The 15,202-nt window shown below is 60.7% G+C and carries 8 protein-coding genes; 3 read left to right on the forward strand and 5 right to left on the reverse strand.

Annotated elements, in window-relative coordinates:
• Positions 1-104 precede the first annotated feature (104 nt).
• From L0U79_RS07155 to L0U79_RS07170, 4 genes are all read right to left on the reverse strand, one after another.
• Positions 105-2,354: a molybdopterin cofactor-binding domain-containing protein gene (locus L0U79_RS07155; RefSeq protein ID WP_233841187.1), complete on the reverse strand. Its 2,250-nt coding sequence runs from the start codon at positions 2,352-2,354 to the stop codon at positions 105-107.
• Complete coding sequence (locus L0U79_RS07160) at positions 2,351-2,884, reverse strand: 2Fe-2S iron-sulfur cluster-binding protein (RefSeq protein WP_233841188.1); 534 nt, start codon at positions 2,882-2,884, stop codon at positions 2,351-2,353. The genes L0U79_RS07155 and L0U79_RS07160 overlap by 4 nt, the downstream gene beginning before the upstream one ends.
• Before the next feature lie 53 nt (positions 2,885-2,937).
• On the reverse strand, positions 2,938-4,260 hold the full coding sequence (locus L0U79_RS07165; protein ID WP_233841189.1) for an amino acid permease: 1,323 nt from the start codon (positions 4,258-4,260) through the stop codon (positions 2,938-2,940).
• A 105-nt stretch (positions 4,261-4,365) separates the two neighbouring features.
• Positions 4,366-5,244 (reverse strand): PhzF family phenazine biosynthesis protein, encoded by an 879-nt coding sequence (locus L0U79_RS07170; RefSeq protein WP_233841190.1) that lies wholly within the window; start codon positions 5,242-5,244, stop codon positions 4,366-4,368.
• Positions 5,245-5,654: 410 nt separating this feature from the next.
• Here L0U79_RS07170 and L0U79_RS07175 point away from each other — a divergent pair, with 410 nt between their 5' ends.
• Positions 5,655-8,165 (forward strand): autotransporter outer membrane beta-barrel domain-containing protein, encoded by a 2,511-nt coding sequence (locus L0U79_RS07175; protein ID WP_233841191.1) that lies wholly within the window; start codon positions 5,655-5,657, stop codon positions 8,163-8,165.
• 121 nt (positions 8,166-8,286) lie between these two features.
• Here L0U79_RS07175 and L0U79_RS07180 read toward each other — a convergent pair whose 3' ends face one another.
• Complete coding sequence (locus tag L0U79_RS07180) at positions 8,287-10,218, reverse strand: S53 family peptidase (RefSeq protein WP_233841192.1); 1,932 nt, start codon at positions 10,216-10,218, stop codon at positions 8,287-8,289.
• A gap of 625 nt (positions 10,219-10,843) precedes the next feature.
• On the opposite strand from L0U79_RS07180, the gene L0U79_RS07185 reads away from it, so the two are divergent.
• Both L0U79_RS07185 and L0U79_RS07190 read left to right on the forward strand, forming a co-directional pair.
• Positions 10,844-12,358, forward strand: a complete 1,515-nt coding sequence (locus tag L0U79_RS07185) for a fumarate hydratase (protein WP_233841193.1) — start codon at positions 10,844-10,846, stop codon at positions 12,356-12,358.
• 201 nt (positions 12,359-12,559) lie between these two features.
• Positions 12,560-15,172: a bifunctional aspartate kinase/diaminopimelate decarboxylase gene (locus L0U79_RS07190; RefSeq protein ID WP_345778424.1), complete on the forward strand. Its 2,613-nt coding sequence runs from the start codon at positions 12,560-12,562 to the stop codon at positions 15,170-15,172.
• Positions 15,173-15,202 lie beyond the last annotated feature (30 nt).

Here is a 15,202-nt window from a genome sequence, read left to right on the forward strand (position 1 = left end):
TTTCTCGCTAGGTTGCCCCTCACCCCAGCCCTCTTCCTCGCTCCTCAAAGCGCGGCCATCCATGGCCGCTCCCCGCGTCCCGGAGGGGAGAGGGAGTGAAAGCGTTAGAGCAAGCGCAAAAGTTCTTTCATCAGCGGCAATCGACGCACGCGCACGGCGCTTACGCGAAACACCGCATTCGCTAGCGCAGGCGCGGTGGTCGGCATCGCAAGGAAACTCGCGCCGGCAGGATCGCCTTCGCCTGGCACGGTGATCACCTCAACCGAACGCGGCAATTGCGCCATGGTGGCGAGCGGATAGTCCTTCCACGAGGTCTGCTGCACCTTGCCGTCTTTAACGGTGATGGCGAGATTGAGTGCGCTCGATAGCGCATCCAACGTAGCGCCCGCCACTTGGCCTTCCAAGCCCATCGGATTGATGATGCGACCCACGTCGACGGCGCACACCACGCGCTCGATGGTGAGTTTCTCGCCTTGCATGGATACCTCGATGGCGTGCGCGACATACGCGCCATCGACATACCAGCACGCTAGGCCCAGGCCGTTCACGGTATGCAGCCAATCTTTCCAGCTGATGCGATCGGCCACGAGCTTCAAGACATTGGCCAGACGCGCCGTATCGATCGCACCGCCGCCTTGCAGCGGAATCAGTCGCGGTTCGCCGATCAAGCGCAATTGCGTGACCAGCGGATCTTCTTTTAGCGTGTGTGCGATTTCGTCGACGAAGCTGTTCACCGCAAACGCGTTGGTGATGTCCGGCATGCCGCGATGCGGGCCGCGCGGCAGCGACGAACTCAGCCCAAACCAATCGCTGCGATAATTCGGAACGAGGCCGGCCGGCAGTTGGTTCATGCCGACTTCGGACGTCCACAGGTGATCCGTCGGCACGCCGCGTCCGGTCAGCGCGGAGGCGCTTGCCAGTCGCTGGTTCCACGCGACGATGTGGCGCTTGTTGTCGACGACGGCGCTGAATTTGTGCACCGTGCCGGAGCGGTAGTAATCGTGCGCGAGATCTTCGTCGCGCGGCCAGAACAATTGAAGCGGTTTGTCGACTTCCTTGGCGAGCAATACGGCTTCGGCGACATAGTCGTGATCGAGGCGACGACCATAACCGCCGCCGATGCGCGACACGCGGATATCGATCTGGTCCGGCGCCAAGCCGGTGAGGCGTTGCACGACCGTCCACGCTTGTTGCGGCGATTGCGTGGGCACGTAGAGCACGGCGCTGGTTTTATCCAGGCGCACCAGGCAATTCATCGGCTCGCTGCACGTATGGGCGAGCCATGGTTGAACGTAGGTCGCTTCGATCCGACGCGCGGCTTTGCGCCCGGCTTTGTCGGCATCGCCGTCGTCGCGTACGCGTGTGGTGGGCGCGGCGTCGCTGTTGATCAGCGCGGTAGCTTCTTGTTCCAATGCGGCGGTGCTTTCTCGGCCGCTGGCGCCGGGCTTCCACGAAAGCTTCAGCGCGCGTCGGCCTTGCATGGCCGTCCACGTGCTATCCGCAATCACCGCCACGGCCGGTGCGATCACCGTTTCGCCGGGCGGCGAGGACGGATCGGGTTTGAGCTCGATGACTTTCAACACGCCTTTAATGGCGAGCGCGGCGCTGCTGTCGAGTCCGGCAAGTTGACCGTCGGGCCACGGACAATGCGACAGCACGGCGACGACCGCGTCGCCGAAATGCTGATCGAGCGAATACGGGGTCAGTCCCGTCACGATGTCGCGCGCATCGACATCGCCGGCCGGTTGACCGATCAATGTAAAACGATCGGGCGTCTTGAGCGCAACGGGCGTGGTCGGCGGCGTGAGTTTTGCGGCCGCAGCGGCCAGTTGGCCGTAACCGAGGCGGCGTCCATCCGGCGCAATCACGGTACTTTTTTCGGTACGCAAACGTTCGGCTGGAATGCCGAGTTGCTGCGCGGCAGCCTGCATCAGCAATCGACGCGCCAGCGCGCCGGCCGAACGCAGATCGCGCCATGCGCGCGGCATCGAATTGCCGGTGCCGCCCGCTTGCTGACCGTACAGCCAGCGCGGACGACCGTTGTCGTTGGCAACGCCCAAACCGAGCGGCACGACGCGCACATGCTGCCAATCGGCATCCATTTCGTCGGCGATGATGCGCGACAGCGACGTGGCGACGCCGGTGCCCGTTTCCGGATCGCGTGTGCCGATCAGCACCGTCCCGTCGGCATCGACGCGTATATAGAGACCAAAGTCGTACAGCGCATCGCCGAGCATATCCAACGGTGTCGGCACTTCAGCGTGCGCCGCGCGAATGCCGACGATCAACGCGCCGGCGGCGCCCGCGAACACTTGCAGAAAACGACGGCGGGAAATCTTCACCTCGCCGCTCATGCCTTGGCTCCTTGCTTAATCGCGGCGGCAGCGCGTTTGACGGCTTTGCGTACGCGCGTCTGGCAACCGCAACGGCAGAGGTTGGGCAAGGTATCGATGTCGTTATCGGAAGGGTCTTTGACGCGATTCAAGAGATCCATCGATGCGATCAGCCAACCTGCCGTGCAGTAACCGCAGCCGATCGCGTCTTCGTCGATAAAGGCTTGTTGAAGCGGATGCAATCCACCTTTGGCATCGGCCAGACCTTCGACCGTGACGACTTTTTTATCCTCAAGCTTGCTCATCGGCGTAGTGATGGCAGATGTCGCCTTGCCTTCCACCAGCACCAGGTCAGCGCCGCCTTCGCCGTGTTCGCCGCCGTATTTGGTGCCTGTAAGGCGCAGCACGTCGCGCAGATACCACAGCAAGGGCATCTGAGGATCGCCGGTATGGCGAAAGCGCTCGCCATTGATCTGCAGGTCGATGCCCGTGCGGACCGCCACCGATGTGATGTCCGCTTTGTTGGGCGACGCGGCGTGGTCTTGCGCCATCAGGTCGTGTCCTCTCAATGCCTATCAGCACATTGTGGCATTGGCGCAAGAATTTAGGGGCGAACAGGGCTGAACAAGCGTCTCCAGATCAGGTAGACGGGAATGCCGGCGGCCATGATGAGCAAGCCCATGCCCGTATTCACCAAGCTTGTACGCAGGCTTTGCACCACCACCAGTCCGATCGTGGCGATAAAAATCAGAGGCAGCAGCGGATAACCCGGCACGCGGAACGGGACATCGCCCTGCTGCCGACGGCGATACCAGAACAATGTGCCGACACCGACCGCACAGGCTAGCCAGTCGCCGAAGGTGGCGTAATCCAGCAGTTGGCCGTAGCTGCCTGACAGCACCAGCAGAATCGACCAACCGACCAGCAGCAAGAGCGCCAGATTGGGCGTGTGGTGCCGCGGGTGCAGCCGCCCCACGCTGGCGAAGAACAAGCCATCCGCGCCCATCACCTGCAAGACGCGCGCGCCGGACACCAAGGTGATGTTGCAAAAGCCGAACGTAGAAATCGCGATGCCGACAGCAATCAACTTGGCGCCGGCCGAACCGAACACCTTGTTCATGACATCAGCGGCGGGCGTGCGGCTGTGCGCCAGGCCGTCATGGCCGAGCACCGCCAGGTACGCCACGTTCACAAGCGCATAGGCGGTAATCACACCGAGCATGCCCAGCAGCAAAGCGCGGGGCAGTGTGCGTTGCGGTTCGCGCACTTCGCCGGCCAGATTATTGAGATACGTGAAGCCGGAGTAGGCGAACAACACCGGTAGCGCGGCGCTCATAAAGCCGACATCGCTGCGTGCGGGGTCCACCGCCAGCCATGGCGTGCCGCTGCCGACGCCAGCAAGAAACAACCCGCACACCACCAGTACGGCAACAGCCAGCAGCTTCAGCAGCGTGAACAGGTTTTGCATCTGCACGCCGAACTTCAATCCGAACACATTGATCACTGCGACCATCGCCAACGCACCCATCGCCAACGGCGTGGCCATGCCCGCCGGCAAGCCGAACACCGCGGCGGCGTAGCTGGCGAAAATCGTCGCTACCGCCGCGCTCGATCCGGAATAGATCACCAGCAACATGGTCCAGCCAAACAGGAATCCCGCCAGCGGACCGAAGGCTTCGCGCAAGTAGACGTAACTGCCGCCCGCATGCGGACGCCGCGCGCCCAGCTCGGCGTAACACAGCGCGCCGATCAAGGTCAGCACGCCGGCGCCCACCCACATCAAAAGCAGAGCCAGTCCCGATTCCGTGCGTTGCGCGGCAATGCCCGGGTTGAGAAAAATGCCGCCGCCGATGATGCCGCCGATCACCACCAACGCCGCGTCCCGCAGGCGGAGGCTGCGCTGATAACCCGTAACCGGTGACGTCATGGATAAGCCCCTACTGTGGAAACCCAGAGCATGGCAACGGCGGAGCGATCCGGCAAGCGCCGATTTATCCGATTTCGGTGTCAGCGGCGCGCCCACGCGTTCCCATTACGCTAGATCGAGTTCGCCTCGGATCACCGTCGCGCACTGACCGCCGATGGTTATCGTGCCGGTGGCGTCGTCGTGCTTGACGGTTACGTAACCGTCGCGCCCGATTTCGCGGCCCTGGCTGGCGACGTAGCGATGGCCGTAGCGCGTGTCGCGACCATCCAAGAGAAACGCCATGATCGCGGCATTCGCACTGCCGGTGACGGGGTCTTCCGGAATATTGTCCGCGGGACAGAAAGCACGCACGGCCATCTGCGCAGAACCGGTATTTTCCAGGCCGAACACGCTGACGCCAATAACAGCGTGCTGCTCACACAAACGTTGAATGCCTGCGAAGTCGGGTTCCAACGTTCGCACGCGCGAGGCGTCGAGCAAATCGCATACCCACCAATGCGGTCCAATGTTGATCAGCTTGATGTGTTCGTCATTCAGCGTCGCAGTCAATGCTTCGGCGATCGCGTTGCGCACGTTGACACTGACGTCGAGCGCCTGTGCGACTGGCGCTTGCACATGAATGATTCGTTCAACGCCGTGGCCTTCGATCGAAACTGGCAACAATCCTGCCGCGCACTGCTGGATCAGTTTCGTTTTGCCGGCGTCGACAAGTCCCGCTTCGATGGCTGCATACGCGCTGCCAACGCTTGGATGTCCCGCAAACGGCAGTTCCTGACGCGGCGTAAAAATCCGCACGCGATAGTCGGCTTCCGGATTCGTTGGCGGCAACAAGAACGCGGTCTCGGAAAGATTCGTCCAACGCGCGAAAGCGCGCATCGTCGCTTCATCCAAACCATCGCCATCGATCACGACAGCAAGCGGATTGCCTTTCATCGGTTGGCGCGAAAACACATCGAGTTGCATGAAGCGGCGTTTGAAGGACATGGGCTTCGGATGTGGCGAGATGAAGAGACATTCTAGCAATCGATATCGCAAGTTTCCTTCATTCGCGCGCCTCAAACGTTGTGAAGGCGTTGCCTACGCAAATCTGAACAACGGGCATAAAACCCCGATAAAACCGCGTTTTTAGGTTTAGTCCTATATCTCGCACATTCTTCGATCTCTAGCATTACTTTCGACACAGAACGCATCGCAGTACACCGCGACCTGCGTGCGCGTGAAATGAATAAAGCGCGCGCCGTCAACGGCATCGCTCAGTCGCAGCTTGCGACATGCGCCGGCGACACATCGAAAAGCACGACGCGACAACTCAACGCGGAAGGTCGATTCAAGGCTCTTTCTTAAGAAGCCAGGGTCGGTTTGTGCGCAAAACGTATCTCTACTGGAGCACTCCCATGAACAAGGTCTATCGAATCGTATGGAATGCAGCGACTCACTCGTGGGTCGCGGCTTCCGAATTGAGCCGCGCGCGCGGAAAATCCCACTCACGTCGCCGCACGGCGTTGGCGCTCGCGACGCTGTCTGCCCTGGCTGTTGCGCCGGTGTGGGCGCAGACGTCCACGCCGGAACTCATTGTTGTTGATAACGGCGCTGGGGCTGTGATCCAGAACAGCACCTACGGCGTCAGTTCGATTAATTCTTCGGGCGGCGCTTTGCTCCTGCAAGTCAATAACGCCGGCACCATTTTGGGAGGGGACGCAGGTGTCTACACCAGCGGATCAGGTTTGGGTGTGGTCAATACGGGTTTGATCAGTGGTGCCTTTGGCATCGTGGGTTCTTCAGGCTACGGCGTGACGAACACGATCTACAACGCAGGCACGATCACGGGTACTGCTCCCACGGGAATCGCTACGACGGCGATCGCGTTTAACGGCAATGGCGATCACAACATCGTCACGCTAGACACCGGTTCGGTGCTTAATGGTTTTGTGAATGGCGATTACGCCGGCTATGGCACCAACCAAAACGACCTTATCCTGCAAGGCACCAATTCCGACAGCTTCAACAAATTCCTCAAATTCCAGACACTGACGGTACAAAACGGCGGCATCGGTGCGACCGACTGGACGATGGATGGCGTAGGTAGCTTTAGTCAGGGCGTCACCGTCACTGAAGGCACGCTGCGTCTGGCTCATTCCTATACGTCGCTGTTCACGCCTGCCACGACGGTGGGAGTCGGCGGAATGTTGGCCGGCTACGGTACTGTGTTTGGCGATGTCACCAACAACTCCGGCGGAGCCATCGCACCGGGTAGCGCAGGCACACCGGGCGGCGCATTCGGTGCGCTCAGCATTCACGGCAACTATGTTGGCAACGGTGGTCACGTCGAACTGAACACTGTGCTCAATGAAGGTGGTACGTTGAACAATCAACAAACCGACCGATTGTTGATTACCGGTGCCCCTTCCTCTACAACACCGCCGCAGACTGGCGGTGGTGGCGCCGCTAGCATTGAAAGCATGGGGGTTATGGCTGACTCGGTGGGGTCCGCCAGCGTGGGTGGCATCCTGGCTAATACTGCCGGCTCCGCCAGCGGCACCACTTACCTCATAGTGCACGGCTCAGGCGCAGGTGCCACCACCGACCTCAACGGCAACGGCATCAACGACAACAACGAAGGCATTTCGCTCGTGCAGGTACACGGCACCTCGACACCAGATGCATTCAAGCTCGCCGGACCGGGTTATGTGGCAGTCGGCCCGTGGATGTATACGCTGCATCCGTTCGGCCCGGGTGACACTGATCAATCTCAAAGCGTGTTGCCGAGTGGCGATTCGCTGGACTGGGATTACCGCCTGGCGAACGCGCTGGAAACGGCGACGCCCACGCCCACGCCGACTCCTGCGCCGACGCCGACGCCAACTCCCGCGCCGACGCCAACTCCCGCGCCGACGCCGAGTCCTGATCCGACCGACGACATCGTCAGCCGCAAAGCTGTCGCCCCGCAGGTCGGCTCGTACGTGTCGTCAGGCGCCGCGTTGCTCGGCTACGGCGGCCAAATGATCGACACCCTGCACCAGCGCCTGGGCGAAATCCGCAACGTGCAAGCCAGCGACAACGGCGACCACGGCGGCGAGATGTTCGCGCGCTACATCGGTACGCACTACAACTACAACTCCGATCGCAACTTCCAGCAATACGGTTACGACTTCGACCAGCAAACCAACATGCTCCAGCTGGGCGGCAGCATTGTGGGTTGGACCGGCGACAAGAGCAGCCTGCGTTTTGGCGTGGCGGCCGACAAAGGCACCACCACGGTCACACCCAAAGCCACCAGCATCGGCGGCAGCAGCGCCAAATACGATGCTGGCGGCGTCTCGGCCTGGTTGACCTGGCAGCAAGACAACGGCTTCTACCTCGATACGGTGGTCGGTGGCGAAAGCTATCGCGGCAAGGTGAGCACGAATCTGCGTGGTTCGGATGTCGCCACGATTCGTGCGCACGGTTGGCACGCATCGATCGAAAGTGGTTATCCGTTTGCGCTGGGTCAAGGCTATGAACTAGAGCCGCAAGCGCAGATGACGTATCAGTCGCTGGTGTTCAACAGCGTCACCGACCCGGACGGTCTGAAGGTGAATTTGGGCGACACCGGTCAAGCGACGTATCGCCTGGGTGCACGCCTCACCAAGCACGACGATGAAAAGTTCTCGCCGTACCTGCGTGCCGACTACATCAACCGTGTCGGTGGTCGTCAGCGGGTGGATGTCACCAGCACCGATTGGCAAGACGTGCAAGCCACGTTCGCCGGTGGCCGCGCCGGTGCGAGTTATCGCCTGGGTGGCGGCGTCACCAGCCAGTTCACCAAGAACCTCGCGCTGTATGGCGAAGTGGATTACCAAGGTGCGTTGAACAACTACGGCACCAGCGGTTGGACGGCCAATGTGGGTTTGCGCTGGAATTTCTAATCCACGTCGGCACACACGGATGTGCATAGGGAAGTGAGCAAAGAGCCGGGCAATGCCCGGCTCTTTTTTTGCTCTGCTTTCTCTCCCAAGGCGGGAGAAGGCTTTAGATTGCTAGTGAATATTAAAAACCGCTACGGAAGAACGCATCCAGATTGGCGACATCCAGTGCACCAATACCCGCGCCTGGGTTGTAATGCGGTGAACCGTTGTAGAACCAGTTGTCGCCGGTACGAATGGCTTTGAACGGCGTGTACTTGCCGTAGCCGAAGATGTTCTGCAGCGCATACACCTGCGGATTCCACAAGCCGACGCGATGTCCCGAGCTTTGGATCAACAACGCGGTAATGCCGTTGAGCTGCGGCGCCACAAAACTCGTGCCGCCTTCGCCGGCGGCGAGACCGCCGTCCACCGTGGATACGAACAGATAGCCGGTTTCCGGGTCAGCGTTAAGCGAAATATCCGGCACATTGCGGCCCGCGAAATGGCCGGGTAATTTCAACAACGTGGTCGGGCCCGCGACGGGATCGTTGTAGACCAGCGACTGTTTCGATTCGCTGCGACGAATGCCTGGCGTGAAGTCCTGATAGAACGGCGTGCGCCAGTACACGCTCACGCCGCCGCCGCCGCCCGTGGAGAACAGGTTGTACACGCCCTTGCCGATGTACGTGTCCAGATAGTTCTGCAGGTAATCCCAACCCCACACGCTTTCCTGCGCCACCGATTCAGTCGGACCCATGCCGAACGCGTAGCTATACGGTGTTGTCGTACCGCCTGCGGCGGTGATGAAAGGGTCGGATGCGGGCGAGTCGACGGTGAGCGGCGCTGTGTATTGGCCAACACCGGTGCCGGCGCCAAGATCGCGTACTGTGTCGTACGCACCGGAATCGCCCGATGCGGCGAACAGCGATTGTCCTTGTATCGCGGCTTCTAGAAAGATTGCATGGAACGCGCGCAAATCGCCGGCATCGGTGGTGTCGGTGTTGCTCGCGCCGTTTACGTTCAGCGCCGCGAAGTTGAAGATTTCAGGCAAGCCCCAACTGGTGGAAATGCTGTCGGCAGTGTTGTCCGACACCGCTTGCGCAAACGCATCGACATATCCGGCGGTGGTATTGGGCGCGTCGTACACGACGATGTTGGCGAACGGCGCCACGCCGCCCGACTGTTCCACGTCGATCGACGTTTCGCCGCTGCCGCCGTCGATCGCGCCGCCGCCATCCACATGCACTTGCGTGATGCGGTTGGACTTGGTGGTCAAGCCGATGTCAGACCAATATGTCGTCGCATCGCTGGGATAAAAATCCGACAACGTGACGATACCGACGGTTGAGCCATTGCCAACCACGCCGCGTTGATACAGCGGGTTGATGTCATAGAAATTCGCGACATCGCCGACGGTGTATTCGCCCGGAATGCCGGATGCCGTGGGATTGCTGCTGGTTCCGCCGGACTTTTTGTTGCTGAACGCATTCGCTTGCAGTTTGGGTGCGCCGTTCGATGCGAAAGATGGCGACGACACGTGATGCGGACGATAAACTTTCTCATCGCTCAAGCCGGTCGCCACATCGATAATACCGGCGAGTTCGGAAGGAAGCTGCGGCGCGGAAGCGGGCTTGTGGTAGCGATGGCCGTTCTCGCGCGACACATAGTTGTGAATCGAGGTTTGGAACAGCGTGCTGAATTGGCCCAAGCTGCCGCTGGTGCGGATAGCCAAATGACTCGGCAATACCTCGCTGGTCAATCCCTGTTTCTGCAGATAGGCCTGCACGCGCGCAATCTCGTCGCTGGTGGCGCCGAATCGCTGCGCAAACTGGCTGGTGGTCAAAAATTGCTGATAGTGCTCGCTGCCGGGCGTGACGGTTTGCCGAATGTAATCTTCCAGCGCGGCTTGATTGTGCAGCTTCAAAATCAGGGTGACGTGCGCGGTTTGATTCGTCGGCGCCATGCCCGCATCGACAGCGGGTGTTGCTTTTGCGGCCCATGCGCCGGCGCTTGCGCCGGTCAACAGCACGCTAAGGGACAGCGAAAGCGACTTGCGATGCAGCTTGGAAAACATGTTGCTCCTCCCAGGTGAGCACAGTGGCGTGCGCCCATGCATGTTCACGTCATGCGAACGAAAGCCGTTGTGCATGTGGTTGATATTTCGTCTTCCCAGCGACTGTCGTCCGTCTCCCCTGACGATCAGCATCGAGCCGCTCAAGCGACCATATAGCGCTGCACACATACCTGGAAGTGCCTGAAATGCATGTCGTCGTGAACACAAGTTATGGGCCGATAACGGCGGTTAACGTGCTTCGACGCCATGAAAGTTCATCAGGCGGTTGTCGACCAGATGTGTGATGCGCGAATACGCTCGCTCTACAGAGCAAACGTTTTGCGTATGCGAATCCCTACCAGCACGAAAGTCATGTCATCGGATTCGTTGAAGTGATTCTGTAACCTTTGCAAAATTTTTATGGTTGCAGCGATGGCGTACTTCGGCTTGAGCCGTGACTTGGCAAGTCTTTGGATTTGGGCGGGAACAGCGCCGATGCCCTCAGGACCAAGCCCTATTTTTGAGGGCCGATTCGGCCGCGAGGAGGGTCGGATTTCTAACCCCAGGCCTGAATGCGGCACAATAGGGCGGTTATGCCCCGGAGACGCAAGGCTTTCGGGGCCGTTCTCCAGTCGAAGCAGCCGCCATGACCCTCATTAAGCAAGACGATCTGATCCAGTCCGTCGCCGACGCGCTCCAGTACATCAGCTACTACCACCCGGTCGACTACATCACCAACCTGGCCAAAGCCTACGAGCGTGAGGAGTCGCCTGCCGCGAAGGACGCGATGGCGCAGATCCTGATCAACTCGCGCATGGCCGCGGAAGGGCATCGCCCGCTGTGCCAGGACACCGGCATCGTCACCGTGTTCCTCAAGGTGGGCATGAATGTGCGTTGGGACGCCACCATGAGCCTGGAAGACATGGTGAACGAAGGCGTGCGCCGCGCGTACAACCACCCCGACAACAAATTGCGCGCGAGCGTGCTGGCCGATCCGGCCGGCAAGCGCAGCAATACCAAGGACAACACGCCCGCGGTGGTCAATGTCTCGATCGTGCCGGGCGACACCGTCGACGTGATCGTGGCGGCGAAGGGCGGCGGCTCGGAGGCCAAGTCCAAGTTCGTGATGCTTAACCCGTCCGACTCCATCGTCGACTGGGTGCTCAAGACCGTGCCGACCATGGGCGCGGGCTGGTGCCCGCCAGGCATGCTGGGCATCGGCATCGGCGGCACGGCCGAGAAGGCGATGCTGCTGGCGAAAGAGGCGTTGATGGAGCCGATCGATATTCAGGATCTGATCGCTCGCGGCCCGACGAATCGCGCTGAAGAACTGCGCCTGGAGCTCTATGAGAAGGTCAACGCGCTTGGTATCGGCGCGCAGGGCCTGGGCGGTTTGACCACCGTGCTCGATATCAAGGTGAAGGATTACCCCACGCACGCCGCGAATCTACCGGTGGCGTTGATTCCCAACTGCGCCGCCACGCGCCACGCACACTTCACTCTCGATGGCACTGGCCCGGTGATGCTCGATCCGCCGTCGCTGGAAGATTGGCCGAAGCTCACCTACGACTCCTCCAAGGGTCGTCGCGTGAATTTGGATACGGTCACGCGCGAAGAAGTCGCAAGCTGGAAACCCGGCGAAGTGCTGCTGCTCAACGGCAAGCTGCTCACCGGTCGCGACGCCGCGCACAAGCGCATGGTCGATATGTTGAACAAGGGCGAAAAGTTGCCCGTCGATTTCACCGGTCGCTTTATCTATTACGTCGGCCCGGTCGATCCCGTCCGAGACGAAGTGGTCGGCCCTGCTGGACCCACCACCGCCACGCGCATGGACAAATTCACGGAACAGGTGCTGGCGCAAACCGGCCTGCTGGGCATGGTCGGCAAGGCCGAGCGTGGCCCGGCCGCGATCGAGGCGATCAAGAAGCATCAGTCGATCTATTTGATGGCTGTGGGCGGCGCGGCGTACCTCGTGTCCAAAGCCATCAAGGCCAGCCGAGTGGTGGCTTTTGAAGATCTGGGCATGGAAGCGATCTACGAATTCGAGGTCAAAGATATGCCCGTGACCGTAGCGGTGGATTCGGCCGGTACGTCGGTGCATAAGACTGGGCCGCGCGAGTGGCAGGCGAAGATCGGCAAGATTCCAGTATTGGTGGAATAACAGAACCCAGCCAAATGCCTTGAAATACGACGCCCCGGCCAATGCTGGGGCGTTGGTTTCAGGCCCTCGGATGTTTCTGATTAGGCGCGTACTACCCGCATTTAGCCGTCCAAATCCATATTCCCAATCACCGGTTGCATTCCGGCTGATGCGGCGCAACACTGGCGGGAATAACTTTCCCGCAACCCTGACAGAGAAACCGTGACCTCGAATGCTTCCGCGCCGCTTTCTGCCGGCGCTCCCTGGATCGTGATGAAGTTTGGCGGCACCAGTGTCGCCACCTTGCCGCGCTGGCAAAACATCCGCGAACTCGTCGCCACCCGTCGTGCCGAAGGCGCGCGCGTGCTGGTGGTCGTGTCCGCGCTTACCGGCATCACCGACGCACTCAAACAACTGTGCGCGCAGGAAGACAAAGGCAAACGTATCGAGGCTGCCAAAGCGATCGCGCAACGTCATTACGATTTGCTCGATCACATGCAGCTGGCGGTTCCGGGCACCTTGGACGCGCGTTTGCGCGACCTGGCGAAGCTGGCCGAAGAAGGCCCGGTTGTGATGGGCGAGCTTGCATGGTCGGCATTGGTGCAAGCGCACGGCGAGCTGATGTCCAGCGCGCTCGGCGCCGCGTTCCTTACGCATAGCGGTTTGCCCACGCAATGGGTGGATGCGCGCGAATGTTTGGCCGCGATTGCGTTGCCAAATCAGAACGAACGCACCAAATTGCTTTCGGCGATGGTCGAAGCCAAACCCGATCCCGCGTTGAACGCACGCTTGGCGCAGCTCGGCGAGGTGTTCATTACGCAAGGCTTTATCGCGCGCGAATCGGAAGGCCGCACGGTGTTGCTCGGTCGCGGCGGTTCGGATACGTCGGCGTCGTATTTCGGCGCGTTGCTCAAAGCGCAGCGCGTGGAAATCTGGACCGACGTCGCCGGCATGTTCACCGCCAATCCGCGCCAAGTGTCGGGTGCGCGCCTGTTGCAAAAACTCGATTACGAAGAAGCCCAGGAAATCGCCTCGACCGGCGCGAAAGTGCTTCATCCGCGTTGCTTGTCGCCATTGCGCGAACCGCGCGTGCCGATGTTGATCAAAGACACCAATCGTCCCGAGCTGGAAGGCACGGTGATCGGTCCGGAAGTGCGCGAGCATGCGCCGAGCGTCAAAGCGATCAGCGCGCGCAAAGGCATCACGCTGATATCGATGGAATCGGTGGGCATGTGGCAGCAGGTCGGTTTTCTTGCCGACGTGTTTGCGCAGTTTAAGCAGCACGGCTTGTCGGTGGACTTGATCAGTTCGGCCGAAACCAACGTGACCGTGTCGCTCGATCCCACCGAAAATCTGCTCGACTCCGATGCCGTGGCGGCGTTGGCGAGCGATCTTGCCAAGGTCTGTCGCGTTAAAGTGATCGCGCCGTGTGCGGCCATTACCATGGTCGGTCGCGGCATGCGTTCGATGCTGCATACGTTGTCCGGCGTGCTGGCGGAATTTGGTCAATTGCGCGTGCATTTGATTTCGCAGTCGTCGAACAATCTCAACCTCACGTTCGTGGTAGACGAGAGCGTGGTTGACGAACTGATACCGCGCCTGCACGAAATGCTGATTGCTGCCGGTGCCTTGCGTACCGACGACAGTGCGTTGTTCGGTCCGAGTTGGCAGAATCTTTACGGCAGCGGCGAAACCGTTGCCGCGAGCGACGCATGGTGGCGCACGGAATCGCGCGGCCGGTTGCTCGCGCTCGGCGCCGAAGCGACGCCGCGCTACGTCTACCACTTGCCGACCGTACGCAAGCAGGCGCGCGAATTGAAAACGCTCACCTCGGTGGATCGCCTGCATTACGCGGTGAAAGCCAATACGCATCCGGCGTTGCTTCGCGCGCTTGCGGAAGAAGGCTACGGCTTCGAATGCGTTTCGCCGGGCGAGCTGAAAGCGGTGATGGCGGTGGTTCCCGAATCGGCGCCGTTATTGTTCACGCCTAACTTCGCGCCGCGCGAGGATTACGCCTGGGCGCTCACCACGCGCGCCACCGTGTCGCTGGATTCGCTGTATCCGCTAGAGCATTGGGGCGAGGTATTCCGCGGTCGCGAGATCGTGCTGCGTATCGATCTTGGTCGCGGATTGGGCCATCACGAAAAAGTGCGCACTGGCGGCAGCGGTAGCAAGTTCGGTTTGCCGGTGGATCAAATCGATCAGTTCTTGCGTCTTGCCGACACGCATGGCGTCACTGTGCGCGGTCTGCATGCGCATTTGGGCTCCGGCATTCTGGACGACAAACACTGGGGCGAGGTTTACAGCCAGCTTGCCAGCCTTGCCGAACGCATCGGCAGCGTCGCGTTCCTCGATATCGGCGGCGGCCTCGGCGTGCCGTCGCATCCGGGCGAGGCGCGGCTCGACATCTCGGCGCTGGAAGAAGTGCTGCGTAAAGTCAAAGCAGCCTATCCGCATTACAAACTGTGGATGGAGCCGGGCCGCTACCTGGTGGCCGATGCGGGCGTGCTGCTAACGCGCGTGACGCAGCAGAAGGGCAAGGGTTCGTGGCGTTACTTGGGCGTAGACACCGGTATGAACAGCCTGATTCGCCCCGCGCTGTATGACGCCTGGCACGAAATCGTGAACCTGACCCGCCTCGACGAGCAGGCCACAGCGCTTTATCAAGTCGTCGGCCCGATCTGCGAAAGCGGCGACGTGATCGGCTCCGACCGGCGCTTGCCCGAAGCGCGCGAAGGCGACGTGATTTTGATCGCTCAGGCGGGCGCCTACGGAAAAGTGATGTCTTCGCCTTACAATCTGCGGGATGAGGCGGAAGAGATCGTCATTGAGTGATCTCGCCGCCTTCTACTCCCTCTCCCCTTA

Source organism: Dyella sp. 2HG41-7 (genome assembly GCF_021390675.1).
In the GTDB taxonomy this organism is placed as follows: Bacteria; Pseudomonadota; Gammaproteobacteria; order Xanthomonadales; family Rhodanobacteraceae; genus Dyella_B.

Bases quoted from the DNA above. Each gene is read 5' to 3' on its own strand.
- L0U79_RS07155 (WP_233841187.1), bottom strand. From the start codon at position 2,354: ATGAGCGGCGAGGTGAAGATTTCCCGCCGTCGTTTTCTGCAAGTGTTC.
- L0U79_RS07160 (WP_233841188.1), bottom strand. From the start codon at position 2,884: ATGGCGCAAGACCACGCCGCGTCGCCCAACAAAGCGGACATCACATCG.
- L0U79_RS07165 (WP_233841189.1), bottom strand. From the start codon at position 4,260: ATGACGTCACCGGTTACGGGTTATCAGCGCAGCCTCCGCCTGCGGGAC.
- L0U79_RS07170 (WP_233841190.1), bottom strand. From the start codon at position 5,244: ATGTCCTTCAAACGCCGCTTCATGCAACTCGATGTGTTTTCGCGCCAA.
- L0U79_RS07175 (WP_233841191.1), top strand. From the start codon at position 5,655: ATGAACAAGGTCTATCGAATCGTATGGAATGCAGCGACTCACTCGTGG.
- L0U79_RS07180 (WP_233841192.1), bottom strand. From the start codon at position 10,218: ATGTTTTCCAAGCTGCATCGCAAGTCGCTTTCGCTGTCCCTTAGCGTG.
- L0U79_RS07185 (WP_233841193.1), top strand. From the start codon at position 10,844: ATGACCCTCATTAAGCAAGACGATCTGATCCAGTCCGTCGCCGACGCG.